Origin of the sequence: Bacillus sp. SG20033, assembly GCF_044570195.1 — a bacterium.
Taxonomy (GTDB): Bacteria; Bacillota; Bacilli; order Bacillales; family Bacillaceae; genus Bacillus; species Bacillus subtilis.
The window spans coordinates 3,225,001-3,239,436 of sequence record NZ_CP172606.1 but is presented as its reverse complement, the minus strand read 5'-3'; the positions used below and the strand labels follow the sequence as shown (position 1 = coordinate 3,239,436).

Below are 14,436 nucleotides of genomic sequence, written 5' to 3'. Positions count from 1 at the left end.
TTACTGGTATTTTTAATTCTTTGTTCCATTCCGGGGAATTTGAGGTATAATATTCCACGGAAGTTATCACTTTTTAACTATGCTTTCGGGAGGGAACAAAGGTGCAGAAATATAGACGCAGAAACACGGTTGCCTTTACAGTATTAGCTTATTTTACTTTTTTTGCAGGAGTATTTTTGTTTAGTATTGGACTCTATAATGCTGATAACCTGGAACTCAATGAAAAAGGTTATTACATCGCTGTTATGATACTTGTAGCAGTTGGTGCGATTCTTACACAAAAAGTAACCCGTGATAACGCGGAGGATAACGAAATCATCGCGGAACAGGAAAAAAGACAAAATCAATCTCATATCGAATCATAAAAAAATCCGGCGACTGCACGCCGGATTTTTTGATATCACCCTGTAAACACTTCGCCGTCAGGGTAACGGATATTTGATTGCTCTGTTTTTGCGAATGAAAACACGAACGTTAAAGGACCAATTCTTCCGATAAACATGATGACAATAATGATACACTTGCCAGCTGTTGTCAGTTCAGGAGTAAGCCCCATCGTAAGACCGACAGTTCCGAATGCGGAAAAGGTTTCAAACACAATTTGAAGAAATGGCGCTTGTTCTGTGATCGTCAGGGCGAAAATCCCTAAAAACACGATGAACAAACTGGTGACGCTCACAGCTAAAGCTTTAATGATAATCGGATATTTGATGGAACGGCGGAAAATAACCGTTTCTTTTTTACCTCTCAAGTAAGCAATAACAGATGTTAAAATCACGATGAACGTAGTCAGCTTAATCCCGCTCGCCGTTGATGCGCTTCCTGCTCCGATAAACATCAATAATAAAGTAATTACAATTGTTCCTTCTCTCATGCTTCCGAAATCTAGAGAATTGAAGCCTGCGGTTCTCGGCGTCACTGCCTGAAAATAGGACGCCCACAGTTTATCCACTATATGCAGGTGGCCGAGCGTGCCGGGGTTGCTGTATTCTAAAATAAAGACCGTAAGCATAGCAATCGCATTCAACATCAGCGTTCCTGTAAGCATGAGCTTTGTATGTAAAGAAAAAGCTTTAAAACGCCGATTTTTCATCACATCAAACAGAACCGTAAATCCGATCCCTCCTGTAATAAATAAGAAAGTAATCACGAGGTTTACTGTAGGATCGCCAACGTAGCTCATCAAATTATCAGGCCACAACGAAAACCCGGCATTGTTAAAAGCAGAAATTGCGTGAAACAAACTTGCAAACAAGCCGGATGACCAGCCGTACTGAGGTACAAGCCGGATGGATAAAATGAGTGCTGCTATCAATTCAATACTGATCGAAAACAGAAACAGGACTTTGACAAGGCCAATGACACCGCCGATTGTCGGCTGGTTTAAGGCTTCCTGGACGAGCATTCGTTCTTTTAAGCCGATTTTTTTTCCTAATATCATGACGATCAAGACCGCAAATGTCATAAATCCAAGCCCGCCAATCTGAATCAGCCCCATAATTACTGTTTGCCCGAATACCGTAAATTGAGTACCGGTATCGACAACAGCAAGCCCTGTAACAGTTGTAGCGGAAGCCGCAGTAAAAAGGGCATCTATCCATGACAATGGCTTCGTAGTGGAAATCGGAAGCATTAATAGGACAGCCCCGATGATAATGGTAAGGAAAAAACCAATGGCAAGCACTTGAGGCGGTGTAAACCGAACCCATTTGATCACTTTATCCTTTTGAAGTGTCACCTTTGTCTACATCCCTTCGTTTTCAAAACGTTTAATATCCTTTTTGTGGCCCATGATCACCAGGCAATCTTGCTCGTGAATGATGTCTTCAGGCGCGGGGGAAAGACAGATATCTCCATGATGTTTAATGGCCAGGATCGTGCAGCCGTACTTTGCTCTTACATTCAGGTCAATAATCGATTTTGAATCAAGCTTGCGCGTAGCCAGCAGCTCGACAATACTGTATTCATCAGATAGATCAATGTAATTCAAAACATTTTCGTCTGAAAGGCTTTGTGCGATTTTAACCCCCATATCTTTTTCAGGATGAATAATGCGGTCAGCGCCGATTTTTTCAAGCACCTTGTGATGATAATAGTTTTGAGCCTTCACCCAAATATTTGGAATATCAAGCTCCTTTAATAATAGGGTGGTCAGCGTACTCGCTTGAATATTTGCTCCGATGGCAACAATCACATATTCAAAATTGCGTATTCCTAATGAAAGCAATTCGTTTTCTTCGGTGGCGTTGGCAATTACCGCATGAGTGGCGTAAGAAGCATATGCATTGACCTTTTCTTCGTTGATATCAACCGCAAGGACCTCATGCCCCATTCTATGAAGTTCTTTACAAATGCTGCCGCCAAACCGGCCCAGCCCGATCACGGCAAATTGCTTATTTTTAATTCTTCCCAATGTTCATATCTCCCTTAGTGAATTAACGTTTTTGAAGCAAAAAAGACCATTGCAAAGAATGGCCGATAATAGACCTCCTCTCTGTATACGCCTACGAGGTTAGCTGTCGGATTAGGGATTCAGAGTACCCCCTCTTACTTAGTAAGATTCACCCCAAGGCTGTTAATAAAACAGCCAATCGTTGGTTCCCCCGTTCGTGTTTGATTAAGCGGTAAAAGAGACTGTATGAAATTGAACACTCAAGAATTTACTCCTGTTTCTAGTGTTTGTCAATTTAAATTTTAAACCAGAAAAAAGATAACGGGGATTAGAGAAAAAGGGGAGGGTAAAACGCAAAAAAGACCGGCGTTAACCGGTCTTTTACATTAGTTGCAACCGCAAGGCTGAGTCGGAGGAGTGCTGCGCTTAGCCACGTCAATGCTGGCTTCTGCGTAAAATTTATTTCCGATGCTTAATGATTTATTCTCCGCACGGAAAGTATATGTACCTGCGGCAGGAAGTGTTTTATTATTCAGTTTTAATTTGAATTCGCCAGCTCCTAACAAATCAAGTGCCAAAGGAACTCTTACTGTTTTCCCGTTATTGAGGATCTGTGTTGTACGCAAGGCATTTCCGTTCAATGTGTCTTTCGTGTTTGCAGTAAATCCGCTTGGCAATGTAAACTCCATAACGCCAAGGCTGAGAAGCGTGTTTGGACGGTAAGTCAATTCGATATCTGAGAAAGACCATTCCGTTTTGCTGGCGCCAGTGATTGTTGCGAACAATGAAGCTGTAGACTGTGTTCTCATAGTAGATTCAGTATGAGCTTTAGTTGATGTAGATTCAGCCGCGAAAGAAGCTGTAGGTGCAGAAACGAGTAACCCGAGACTTAATGCACTAATTGCCAAAGAAGATAATAATTTGCGTTTCATAACAAAATTCCCCCTAAAAAATGATAAATTAAACAGGCCTGCCCGCTTTTCACCTCCTCTGAAAGGCCAAATACAAATTTTACCTACATAAAATTACCATCAAATATTTTGGAAGTAAATGGGGTGTTTTTCCCGTATTTTTCAAATTTGTAGTAGTTACATCAAAAAAACGCCTGGTTTCCCAGGCGTTTTCTGCTTTACTTTGTTTCGATCGGTATAAATTTAAAAATTTCTCCGGTCTGCACCGATTCAGCAAGCCGTTTCAGCCAGTCATAGTAAGCTTTAGAGCTTTCCAGCTGATCATATAACTGCAGTGCTTCATTTTTGATAGCCTCATCGAGATCTTCCTTGCTTAAAACCTTTTGTAAATCAGCTTGAGCTTCCTCGATCGCTGTTACATTCACTTGAACCTCCCGCTCCCATTTAGGTGGAAAGAAATTTGTGAAAAATTTAAAGAAATCCTTCTCAGCCACAAATGTATGCTTGCGGATACCCCGGTGAAATGTTTTTTTCACTACATTTAAGTCTTGAAGCTTTTTGACGCCAGTGCTCATGCTTGGTTTGCTCATTTGCAACTCCTCACGCATTTCGTCAAGCGTCATCTCATCCCTCATATACATCGTCCCATATAAAATCCCGACACTGCGGGTAATTCCGTAAAGATCCATCGTTTCAGCAATGGAGTCAATAACAAGATCCCGAGCCTGTTCTATAGCTGCAAATTCTGGATTTTCATCCATACTGACCCTCTTTTCCTTTAGAAAATTAAATTCGTTAAGTTATTTCTTTATGTTCTTTATCTTAACGAAACATGAGGAAAAGTCAAAAAGAAAAATCGAAATGGGACTTTGACAGTTTAAAAACCATATGTTAGATTAAGGTTGTTAAAAACATTAAATTTTTATTTAACAAACTTTATTTACGTCAAGGAGGCTTATATGAGTCAAACATTATTCATTGACGGAGAATGGATCAGTGCCGAAAAAGAACAGATCCGCAGTATTATCAACCCATTTAATCAAGAAGAAATTGCAACTGTAAGCGAGGGAGGGCGAGAGGACGCCATCAAAGCAATCGCAGCCGCACGCAGAGCATTTGACAAAGGAGAATGGTCTTCGCTATCCGGGCTTGAACGCGGGAAAATTGTTCTGAAAATTGCGGAATTAATCAGACGCGATCTTGAGGAGCTGGCTGAGCTTGAATCTCTTGATACAGGAAAAACACTCGAAGAAAGCAAGGCCGATATGGACGATATCGCCAATGTTTTTCAATATTACGCCGGCTTGGCAGACAAAGATGGCGGAGAGGTCATTTCATCTCCGATTCCTGATTCAGAAAGCAAAATTATTAGGGAGCCAATCGGGGTTTGCGGCCAGATCACTCCATGGAATTATCCGCTCCTTCAAGCGAGCTGGAAAATCGCCCCTGCACTGGCTGCAGGAAACACAATCGTCATGAAGCCGAGTGAGATTACGCCGCTGACGACAATCAAAGTCTTTAAGCTGATGGAAGAAGCCGGTGTTCCAAAAGGTGTCGCAAATCTTGTTCTTGGACCGGGAGCCACAGTGGGCGACGAGCTTGCCGTAAACAAAGACGTCGATTTGATTTCATTTACGGGCGGAATTGAAACAGGCAAAAAAATCATGCGGGCGGCAAGCGGAAACGTCAAAAAAATCGCCCTTGAACTTGGCGGGAAAAACCCAAATATTGTTTTCAAGGACGCGGATTTAGAAGTTGCGGTTGATCAGGCCTTAAACGCTGTATTTTTCCACGCCGGCCAAGTATGCTCTGCAGGTTCCCGCTTGCTTGTTGAGGATGCCATTCATGATCAATTTTTGGCGGAGCTGGTCAAACGGGCAAAACGCATAAAACTCGGAAACGGTTTTCATGCTGAGACAGAAAGCGGTCCGCTTATTTCGGCGGAGCACAGGGCAAAGGTAGAAAAATATGTAGAGATCGGAATAGAGGAAGGCGCGAAGCTGGAGACAGGAGGCAAACGCCCGGAAGATCCTGCGCTTCAAAACGGCTTTTTCTATGAACCTACTATTTTCTCAAACTGTAATTCTGACATGAGAATCGTTCAGGAAGAGGTTTTCGGTCCTGTATTGACAGTCGAAACCTTCAGCTCTGAAGAAGAGGTAATCGAGCTTGCGAATGATACCATCTATGGCTTGGCTGGAGCGGTATGGTCAAAAGACATTGAAAAGTGCGAACGGGTAGCAGCCCGCTTGAGAATGGGAACCGTTTGGATCAACGATTTTCATCCGTACTTTGCACAAGCGCCATGGGGCGGATATAAGCAATCCGGGTTCGGACGCGAGCTTGGAAAAATAGGCCTTGAAGAATACACAGAAGTCAAACATGTATACCGCAATACAAAACCGGCAGCGGTTAACTGGTTCAATTCATAAGAGGGGGAGATTGATGATGACATTAAATATGAAGGTAGAAAGCATGCAGAAATTCCACACATTTGAAATTCCGACTGTGATTAAGCATGGAATCGGAGCCATCAAGCATACGGGTGAGGAAGTAGCTGCACTGGGCGTTTCAAAAGCGCTCCTTGTCACAGACCCAGGAATTTATAAAGCCGGTGTTGCTGATCCTGTAATCGAATCACTTAAAGAAGCAGGCATTGAAGTGGTGCTCTTTAATAAAGTTGAGCCAAACCCGCCTGTCCGTCTGGTGAATGAAGGATCTGAGCTTTACAAAAAAGAGAACTGTAATGGTTTGGTGGCAGTCGGAGGCGGGAGCTCCATGGATACAGCAAAAGCAATCGGAGTAGAAGCGACTCACGAAGGAAGCGTGCTTGATTATGAAGCGGCAGATGGGAAAAAACCGCTGGAAAACCGCATTCCTCCGCTGACGACAATTCCCACTACAGCTGGAACAGGATCAGAAGTAACCCAATGGGCGGTTATCACAGATGAAGAAAGAGAATTCAAATTCAACACGGGCGGTCCGCTGATTGCAGCGCACTTGACCATCATTGATCCTGAGCTTCATGTTTCAATGCCTCCGCATGTAACAGCTATGACGGGAATTGATGCGCTCGCCCATGCCATTGAGTGCTATACAATGAAATTTGCACAGCCAATCACGGATGCGGTTGCCTTAATGGCGATTGAGTATGCCGCTCATTACATTAAGAGGGCATTTGCTGACGGAGAGGATCTGGAAGCAAGGTACGGAATGGCGCAGGCTGCGATGCTTGCCGGTCTTTCTTACGGAAGTGAATCAGCGGGCGCGGCTCATGCGATGAGCCAAACGCTTGGCGGTATTATCCCAGTCGCTCACGGCCAATGTGTAGCGGCGATGATGGGCCCTGTCATGGAATACAACTGGAAGGGCTATCCTGAGAAGTTTGCGCGTATTGCGAAAGCGTTCGGTATTGATACAAGCAAGATGACAACAGAAGAAGCTGCGAAAGCATCTGTCAATTGGATGTATGATCTGGTCGAAGATTTAGAAGTGCCGACTTTAGAAGAGCAGGGAGTATCACCTGATATGATCGAACGCTTGTCTAAAGAAGCTATGAAAGATCCGCAAACCTTCGGAAACCCTAGAGATTTAAATGAAAAAGCATACAACTGGATCTACAAGCGCTGCTTTAACCTTACGCCTAAAACGGTATAATCAAAATCCCGCTCCTTTACAGAGCGGGATTTTTTGGGATAATGAAGCATAGGTGGAAATTTTAGATAAGAAGGAAGGTGCCAGCTCATGTGGAAGCGTATGACTGCAAAAGCGGAAGGCTTATATATCGCAGATACACAAAGCTTCGTAACAAAGCAAATGGACAAGTTTGATTTTGATTATGGCGGCATCCCCGGCGACTTGCATTTTGGCCTGACCAAAAAAGCGGGAGCCAGAGAACCAATGTTTTCAAGAGGGACTGAAATTTTCAACCGCAGACAAATTTCAATTGTTTCAATAGAGGAATGCAACGAAATCGCTTTAAAAATGGGAGTGCCAAGGATTTTGCCGGAATGGCTCGGGGCGAATGTGGCAGTCAGCGGTATACCAGATCTTACTTTATTAAAAGAAGGAAGCCGGATTATTTTTCCGAGCGGAGCGGCTCTGCTGTGTGAGGGCGAAAATGATCCGTGTATCCAGCCGGGAGAAGTCATTCAGTCTTATTATCCGGACCAACCGAAGCTGGCGCCGGCTTTCGTCCGCCACGCACTGGGCATTAGAGGGATTGTCTGTATTGTGGAAAGACCTGGTGCTGTTTACACAGGTGATGAAATAGAAGTTCATTCCTATCAGCGAAAAGTCAAACGAAAAGCAGAAAGGGTCTGATGAAATCAGGCCCTTTCTATCTTTTCTTTAATTTCTTTCATTTGGCTGAGATGCCGTTTTTCATGATGGCCGATAAAATCGATCCACTGTCTGACAGTCAGCTCTTGAAACACAGGATGCGGAAGCACTCTTTCAAAATCTTCTTCTTTCAGAGAGGCAATCGCAGCAGTCAGCTGCTCTCTTACCACATCAAGCTCACGTTTCATTTGGCTGCCTGAAATAAAATCATGCGCAGGCTCAAGATGACTCGGGGCTTTCCGTTTATTATTTCTGTCCTGTGCGACCTCAAGCGGTTTTTCTTCAATTTCTTTAATCGGAGCGTCCTTTACACGTTCCTTCAACATTTTTTGTGCGGTCATATCGATTTTTTTCAAATGGTCAAGAACTTCCCGTATGCTCCATTCTTCAGCAGAAGGCTTTTGATTCAGCTTTTCGTCAGAAAGTCCTTTCAATTCGTTCCACGTTTCTAATCTGGCTTCATTAAAGATACTCATCATATCTCCTCCTAAAATGACATTACCATATATATAAGCAATTATCATTTATAAAGCACTTCAAATGGGTTATTTGTCTTAAAATTTTGAAACTTTTCCCGTGGTGTCTCGTATAAAGGGTAACGGCAGCCGTTCATCAATGCATTGATGAAGAAAGGATGAGGAAATTGGAGTTATTTGGAGTACCTATACAAACAATTTATCTTTATACGCTTATTATTGCGGGCAGCCTTACGCTGTTATTTCTGTTTTTCGGAGATGTATTTGCAGGGCTGCCAGAAGGCATTCCGTTTCTTAATCCGACATTAGTTCTCTCATTTTTCACATGTTTTTCAGCGGGCGGATATATAGGTGAACTCGTATTGCCTCTGCCAAGCTTGCTGATTGCGCTTTTATCTTGCATCCTTTCAATCATGCTGGTGGTATTGCTTCACATCTTTGTACTGGTACCATTATCATCTGCAGAAGAATCATTGGCATATAGAGAAGATGATCTCAGAGGAAGACTCGGTAAAGTGATTACAGCTGTGCCGGTTGACGGGTTTGGTGAAGTGGTCATAGAAGGGATAGGCGGGACCATTTCAAAGTCAGCGGTCAGTTTTGATAATCAGCAGATCAGTTACGGGACAACGGTGTTAGTCGTAGATATTAACAACGGAGTTCTTTCGGTTACTCCGCATGAACCCATTTAACATAAAAGGAGGAATTTGATATGACAATGCCGATTATAATGATCATCGGAGTTGTATTCTTTTTATTAATTGCACTAATAGCTGTGTTTATTACGAAGTATCGTACAGCAGGGCCTGATGAAGCGTTAATTGTAACAGGGAGCTATCTTGGGAATAAAAATGTTCATGTCGATGAAGGCGGCAACCGTATTAAAATCGTCCGCGGCGGAGGAACCTTTGTCCTTCCCGTCTTCCAGCAGGCAGAGCCGCTAAGCTTATTATCAAGCAAACTCGATGTTTCGACACCTGAAGTCTATACAGAACAAGGAGTGCCAGTAATGGCCGATGGAACTGCAATTATTAAAATCGGCGGTTCTATAGGAGAAATCGCTACAGCGGCCGAACAATTTTTAGGGAAATCAAAAGACGACCGTGAGCAGGAAGCGCGGGAGGTTTTAGAAGGCCACCTTCGTTCCATTCTCGGCTCAATGACAGTTGAAGAAATCTATAAAAACAGGGAGAAATTTTCTCAAGAGGTGCAGCGTGTCGCTTCACAGGACCTCGCGAAAATGGGGCTTGTGATTGTTTCCTTTACCATTAAAGATGTGCGTGATAAAAACGGTTATCTTGAATCATTAGGGAAACCGAGAATTGCCCAAGTAAAACGCGATGCTGATATCGCAACAGCAGAGGCTGATAAAGAAACCCGAATTAAGCGGGCAGAAGCCGATAAAGACGCAAAAAAATCAGAACTTGAACGGGCGACGGAAATCGCTGAAGCTGAAAAAATCAATCAGCTCAAAATGGCTGAATTCCGCAGAGAACAAGATACGGCAAAAGCGAATGCCGACCAAGCATATGATTTAGAGACTGCCAGAGCGCGCCAGCAAGTCACAGAGCAGGAAATGCAGGTTAAAATTATCGAACGCCAAAAACAAATAGAACTAGAAGAAAAAGAAATTCTTCGCCGTGAACGTCAATACGACTCAGAGGTAAAGAAAAAAGCCGATGCAGACCGTTATTCTGTTGAGCAGTCCGCAGCAGCAGAGAAAGCCAAACAGCTCGCGGAAGCCGATGCGAAGAAGTACAGTATTGAAGCAATGGCAAAGGCTGAGGCGGAAAAAGTAAGAATTGACGGGCTAGCAAAAGCAGAAGCGGAAAAAGCGAAAGGAGAGACAGAGGCAGAGGTTATCCGCCTGAAAGGTCTTGCAGAAGCGGAAGCAAAAGAGAAAATTGCGGCTGCCTTTGAACAGTACGGGCAGGCGGCGATTTTCGATATGATTGTCAAAATGCTTCCGGAATACGCGAAACAAGCAGCGGCACCTCTTTCAAATATTGATAAAATCACCGTTGTCGATACAGGAGGAAGCGGTGAATCAAGCGGAGCAAACAAAGTAACCAGCTATGCGACGAACTTAATGTCAAGTCTGCAAGAAAGTTTAAAAGCATCCTCAGGAATTGATGTAAAAGAAATGCTTGAGAACTTTTCAGGAAAAGGAAACGTAAAACAAAGCATTAATGAATTAACAAATGAAATCAAAGAAGCCAAAACGATCCAAAAATCAGAGTAAGGAAAGGGCAGAACCGTATGGTAACTGTACGTGAAGCGAAGTTAGAGGATATAAAGGACATTGCAAAAGTGCATGTAGACAGCTGGAGGACAACATACCACGAAATTATCCCGATTGATTATTTAAACAGCCTGAACTATAAGGAATTTGAAGACAAATGGAAAAGTCGCTCGTTAAAGGGAGTATTTGTTGCTCAGGACGAAAAGGGTTCAGTATTCGGCTTTGCTTCATTTGGACCTATTCGCTCTGAACAAGAGGGCTATGACGGCGAGTTATACGCTATTTATCTTCTGGAAGAGCGCCAGCGGCAAGGTGCAGGCAGGGCGCTCTTAGCAAAAGGCGCGGAGTTTTTGCTTCAACATGGCTTTTCAAGTATGTTTGTTTGGGTTATTGAGCAGAATCCCTCGATTATATTTTATCAGGCCTATTCACCTGAAAGAGTAGCGGAGGACAATTTTGAAATTGCCGGAGTAAGGCTGAAAGAAGTAGGTCTTGGCTGGCCGGATCTTTCAGCTTTAAAAACACTTCTTAACAGATAACGAACAATCCCCCAGCGGAATTCGCTGGGGGATTGTTATTTTTACGCTTTGTCACTTTTAAGCAAACGGGGTGCTGTCATAAATAATAAACATAGGACAATTGCACAAATAATGAATGAAGGAACCATGTAAGTCGCATTATAAGTTAAAGAATAAATCCATACCGGTGTTCCTTTTGGAGCAAAGCTGCCGAAAAACACAGCTCCTGAAATGACATGCGCGGCATAGCGCAGCAAACTGCCGATAAAAACTGCGCTGACCACTGAAACAATCAATTTCCCTTTTGTTTTTGATACAGCGGCTTTACGGACAGAAGAAGCGAAACAGCCGCTTATGCCGATTGCTGCGAAAGCGACAATGTAATCTAACAATAGCTGTACAGGATGTTGAGCAAACAAGTTTCCGATTGCTATTTGTACTAGACCTGTCAACAAACCTGTAGTAAGACCTGCTTTGACACCCCAGCGAAACGAAATTAAAAAGATCGGAATCATCATGATGGAGACCGAGCCTCCTTGAGGCATGCTAAGAAACATTCCTGAGACAATGTCTAAAATAACGGCTGCCGCTGTCATAATGGCAATTTCAATAAGGCGAACCAGTTGCTTAGATTGATTCATATCTATCTCCTTCCATTGACAGACAACCAAAAGGACAACAAAAAAGCAGCACGCGGAAGGATGAGAAAAGTTCCACGCACTGCTTTACGATCTGCAATTCATTTGACTTTGCCACATCCCTACGCCAGCGTTAACTAACAGGTTCAAAGGGTCAGAACGAAACCGCTCACTCTCAGCTTTAATGCTCCCCTTGTGGTCATCAGTATTTAGTTCGTTTCTACTATACAAGAAAACGAAAAAAACCACAAGATCACATGACTGATGTATATGTTCTTTTAAGAAAGTTATATGATACACACGCTTTAGAAATCATGGCGAGGATTATAGTTTATTTGTTTCATAGATTTTTTTAAAAAAACTATTGCAATAAATAAATACAGGTGTTATATTATTAAACGTCGCTGATGCACAGCGGACACAAACTAGAAGCTTCGAAATAACTTAAAAAAAGTTATTGACAAAAAAGAAGCTGGATGTTATATTAGTAAAGCTGCTTCATTGAGGAGTAACGAAATGATCTTTGAAAACTAAACAAGACAAAACGTACCTGTTAATTCGTTTTTAAAAATCGCACAGCGATGTGCGTAGTCAGTCAAACTAGGGCCTGCATGACGTAGGTCACACAGGTGTCGCCGCAGGATGCGGTGAGATTAACCTGTGATCCATTTATCGGAGAGTTTGATCCTGGCTCAGGACGAACGCTGGCGGCGTGCCTAATACATGCAAGTCGAGCGGACAGATGGGAGCTTGCTCCCTGATGTTAGCGGCGGACGGGTGAGTAACACGTGGGTAACCTGCCTGTAAGACTGGGATAACTCCGGGAAACCGGGGCTAATACCGGATGGTTGTTTGAACCGCATGGTTCGAACATAAAAGGTGGCTTCGGCTACCACTTACAGATGGACCCGCGGCGCATTAGCTAGTTGGTGAGGTAACGGCTCACCAAGGCGACGATGCGTAGCCGACCTGAGAGGGTGATCGGCCACACTGGGACTGAGACACGGCCCAGACTCCTACGGGAGGCAGCAGTAGGGAATCTTCCGCAATGGACGAAAGTCTGACGGAGCAACGCCGCGTGAGTGATGAAGGTTTTCGGATCGTAAAGCTCTGTTGTTAGGGAAGAACAAGTACCGTTCGAATAGGGCGGTACCTTGACGGTACCTAACCAGAAAGCCACGGCTAACTACGTGCCAGCAGCCGCGGTAATACGTAGGTGGCAAGCGTTGTCCGGAATTATTGGGCGTAAAGGGCTCGCAGGCGGTTTCTTAAGTCTGATGTGAAAGCCCCCGGCTCAACCGGGGAGGGTCATTGGAAACTGGGGAACTTGAGTGCAGAAGAGGAGAGTGGAATTCCACGTGTAGCGGTGAAATGCGTAGAGATGTGGAGGAACACCAGTGGCGAAGGCGACTCTCTGGTCTGTAACTGACGCTGAGGAGCGAAAGCGTGGGGAGCGAACAGGATTAGATACCCTGGTAGTCCACGCCGTAAACGATGAGTGCTAAGTGTTAGGGGGTTTCCGCCCCTTAGTGCTGCAGCTAACGCATTAAGCACTCCGCCTGGGGAGTACGGTCGCAAGACTGAAACTCAAAGGAATTGACGGGGGCCCGCACAAGCGGTGGAGCATGTGGTTTAATTCGAAGCAACGCGAAGAACCTTACCAGGTCTTGACATCCTCTGACAATCCTAGAGATAGGACGTCCCCTTCGGGGGCAGAGTGACAGGTGGTGCATGGTTGTCGTCAGCTCGTGTCGTGAGATGTTGGGTTAAGTCCCGCAACGAGCGCAACCCTTGATCTTAGTTGCCAGCATTCAGTTGGGCACTCTAAGGTGACTGCCGGTGACAAACCGGAGGAAGGTGGGGATGACGTCAAATCATCATGCCCCTTATGACCTGGGCTACACACGTGCTACAATGGACAGAACAAAGGGCAGCGAAACCGCGAGGTTAAGCCAATCCCATAAATCTGTTCTCAGTTCGGATCGCAGTCTGCAACTCGACTGCGTGAAGCTGGAATCGCTAGTAATCGCGGATCAGCATGCCGCGGTGAATACGTTCCCGGGCCTTGTACACACCGCCCGTCACACCACGAGAGTTTGTAACACCCGAAGTCGGTGAGGTAACCTTTTAGGAGCCAGCCGCCGAAGGTGGGACAGATGATTGGGGTGAAGTCGTAACAAGGTAGCCGTATCGGAAGGTGCGGCTGGATCACCTCCTTTCTAAGGATATTATACGGAATATAAGACCTTGGGTCTTATAAACAGAACGTTCCCTGTCTTGTTTAGTTTTGAAGGATCATTCCTTCGAAACGTGTTCTTTGAAAACTAGATAACAGTAGACATCACATTCAATTAGTAACACAAGATATCACATAGTGATTCTTTTTAACGGTTAAGTTAGAAAGGGCGCACGGTGGATGCCTTGGCACTAGGAGCCGATGAAGGACGGGACGAACACCGATATGCTTCGGGGAGCTGTAAGCAAGCTTTGATCCGGAGATTTCCGAATGGGGAAACCCACCACTCGTAATGGAGTGGTATCCATATCTGAATTCATAGGATATGAGAAGGCAGACCCGGGGAACTGAAACATCTAAGTACCCGGAGGAAGAGAAAGCAAATGCGATTCCCTGAGTAGCGGCGAGCGAAACGGGATCAGCCCAAACCAAGAGGCTTGCCTCTTGGGGTTGTAGGACACTCTGTACGGAGTTACAAAAGAACGAGGTAGATGAAGAGGTCTGGAAAGGCCCGCCATAGAAGGTAACAGCCCTGTAGTCAAAACTTCGTTCTCTCCTGAGTGGATCCTGAGTACGGCGGAACACGTGAAATTCCGTCGGAATCCGGGAGGACCATCTCCCAAGGCTAAATACTCCCTAGTGACCGATAGTGAACCAGTACCGTGAGGGAAAGGTGAAAAGC

13 protein-coding genes, 2 rRNA genes and 2 riboswitches (1 of these 17 only partly in view) are annotated in these 14,436 nt (G+C 44.5%); of the genes, 9 read left to right on the top strand and 6 right to left on the bottom strand.

Annotation, left to right across the window (positions count from 1 at the left end):
* Nucleotides 1–101 precede the first annotated feature (101 nt).
* Nucleotides 102–365: a YiaA/YiaB family inner membrane protein gene (locus ACFVP7_RS17165; RefSeq protein WP_003222348.1), complete on the top strand. Its 264-nt coding sequence runs from the start codon at nt 102–104 to the stop codon at nt 363–365.
* Nucleotides 366–400: 35 nt separating this feature from the next.
* Here the strand turns inward: ACFVP7_RS17165 and ktrB are convergent, their stop codons facing one another.
* From ktrB to gbsR, 4 genes are all read right to left on the bottom strand, one after another.
* Complete coding sequence (gene ktrB, locus ACFVP7_RS17160; protein WP_396582556.1) at nt 401–1,738, bottom strand: Ktr system potassium transporter KtrB; 1,338 nt, start codon at nt 1,736–1,738, stop codon at nt 401–403.
* Nucleotides 1,739–1,744: 6 nt separating this feature from the next.
* Nucleotides 1,745–2,413: a potassium uptake protein KtrA gene (gene ktrA, locus ACFVP7_RS17155; protein ID WP_003228942.1), complete on the bottom strand. Its 669-nt coding sequence runs from the start codon at nt 2,411–2,413 to the stop codon at nt 1,745–1,747.
* Between the two features lie 72 nt (nt 2,414–2,485).
* A riboswitch (cyclic di-AMP (ydaO/yuaA leader) is annotated at nt 2,486–2,634 on the bottom strand.
* A gap of 144 nt (nt 2,635–2,778) precedes the next feature.
* Entirely contained in the window at nt 2,779–3,324 is a 546-nt protein-coding gene (bslA, locus tag ACFVP7_RS17150; protein ID WP_003243556.1) for a biofilm surface layer hydrophobin BslA, read from the bottom strand.
* Nucleotides 3,325–3,521: 197 nt separating this feature from the next.
* Nucleotides 3,522–4,064, bottom strand: a complete 543-nt coding sequence (gbsR, locus tag ACFVP7_RS17145) for a transcriptional regulator GbsR (RefSeq protein ID WP_338730735.1) — start codon at nt 4,062–4,064, stop codon at nt 3,522–3,524.
* A gap of 198 nt (nt 4,065–4,262) precedes the next feature.
* Between gbsR and betB the strand changes: the two genes are divergently transcribed.
* The 3 genes from betB to ACFVP7_RS17130 all read left to right on the top strand — a co-directional run bounded on the left by betB (nt 4,263) and on the right by ACFVP7_RS17130 (nt 7,626).
* Entirely contained in the window at nt 4,263–5,735 is a 1,473-nt protein-coding gene (betB, locus tag ACFVP7_RS17140; protein ID WP_041056042.1) for a betaine-aldehyde dehydrogenase, read from the top strand.
* Between the two features lie 16 nt (nt 5,736–5,751).
* A complete protein-coding gene (gene gbsB, locus ACFVP7_RS17135) occupies nt 5,752–6,960 on the top strand; it encodes a choline dehydrogenase (RefSeq protein WP_003243227.1) in 1,209 nt (402 codons plus the stop codon).
* Between the two features lie 87 nt (nt 6,961–7,047).
* Nucleotides 7,048–7,626, top strand: a complete 579-nt coding sequence (locus ACFVP7_RS17130; protein ID WP_338730734.1) for an MOSC domain-containing protein — start codon at nt 7,048–7,050, stop codon at nt 7,624–7,626.
* Between the two features lie 5 nt (nt 7,627–7,631).
* Here ACFVP7_RS17130 and ACFVP7_RS17125 read toward each other — a convergent pair whose 3' ends face one another.
* The gene (locus ACFVP7_RS17125; protein ID WP_003242867.1) at nt 7,632–8,120 is read right to left on the bottom strand and encodes a DinB family protein; all 489 of its coding nucleotides are present in this window, start codon (nt 8,118–8,120) and stop codon (nt 7,632–7,634) included.
* Between the two features lie 167 nt (nt 8,121–8,287).
* Here ACFVP7_RS17125 and ACFVP7_RS17120 point away from each other — a divergent pair, with 167 nt between their 5' ends.
* From ACFVP7_RS17120 to ACFVP7_RS17110, 3 genes are read left to right on the top strand one after another with little or no spacing between them, the layout of a single operon-like run.
* The gene (locus ACFVP7_RS17120) at nt 8,288–8,812 is read left to right on the top strand and encodes a hypothetical protein (protein ID WP_082090427.1); all 525 of its coding nucleotides are present in this window, start codon (nt 8,288–8,290) and stop codon (nt 8,810–8,812) included.
* A gap of 20 nt (nt 8,813–8,832) precedes the next feature.
* Nucleotides 8,833–10,362 (top strand): flotillin lipid rafts scaffold protein FloT, encoded by a 1,530-nt coding sequence (gene floT, locus ACFVP7_RS17115; RefSeq protein WP_003228960.1) that lies wholly within the window; start codon nt 8,833–8,835, stop codon nt 10,360–10,362.
* Between the two features lie 17 nt (nt 10,363–10,379).
* Entirely contained in the window at nt 10,380–10,901 is a 522-nt protein-coding gene (locus ACFVP7_RS17110) for a GNAT family N-acetyltransferase (RefSeq protein WP_003228963.1), read from the top strand.
* Nucleotides 10,902–10,942: 41 nt separating this feature from the next.
* Here ACFVP7_RS17110 and thiT read toward each other — a convergent pair whose 3' ends face one another.
* Entirely contained in the window at nt 10,943–11,521 is a 579-nt protein-coding gene (gene thiT, locus ACFVP7_RS17105; RefSeq protein ID WP_003228966.1) for an energy-coupled thiamine transporter ThiT, read from the bottom strand.
* A gap of 99 nt (nt 11,522–11,620) precedes the next feature.
* Nucleotides 11,621–11,722: riboswitch (TPP riboswitch) on the bottom strand.
* A 465-nt stretch (nt 11,723–12,187) separates the two neighbouring features.
* On the opposite strand from thiT, the gene ACFVP7_RS17100 reads away from it, so the two are divergent.
* Nucleotides 12,188–13,737: ribosomal RNA gene (locus ACFVP7_RS17100) — 16S ribosomal RNA — on the top strand.
* Between the two features lie 170 nt (nt 13,738–13,907).
* Nucleotides 13,908–14,436: ribosomal RNA gene (locus tag ACFVP7_RS17095) — 23S ribosomal RNA — on the top strand; it runs 2,399 nt beyond the window's last position.
* The 16S and 23S rRNA genes sit together here, the layout of an rRNA operon.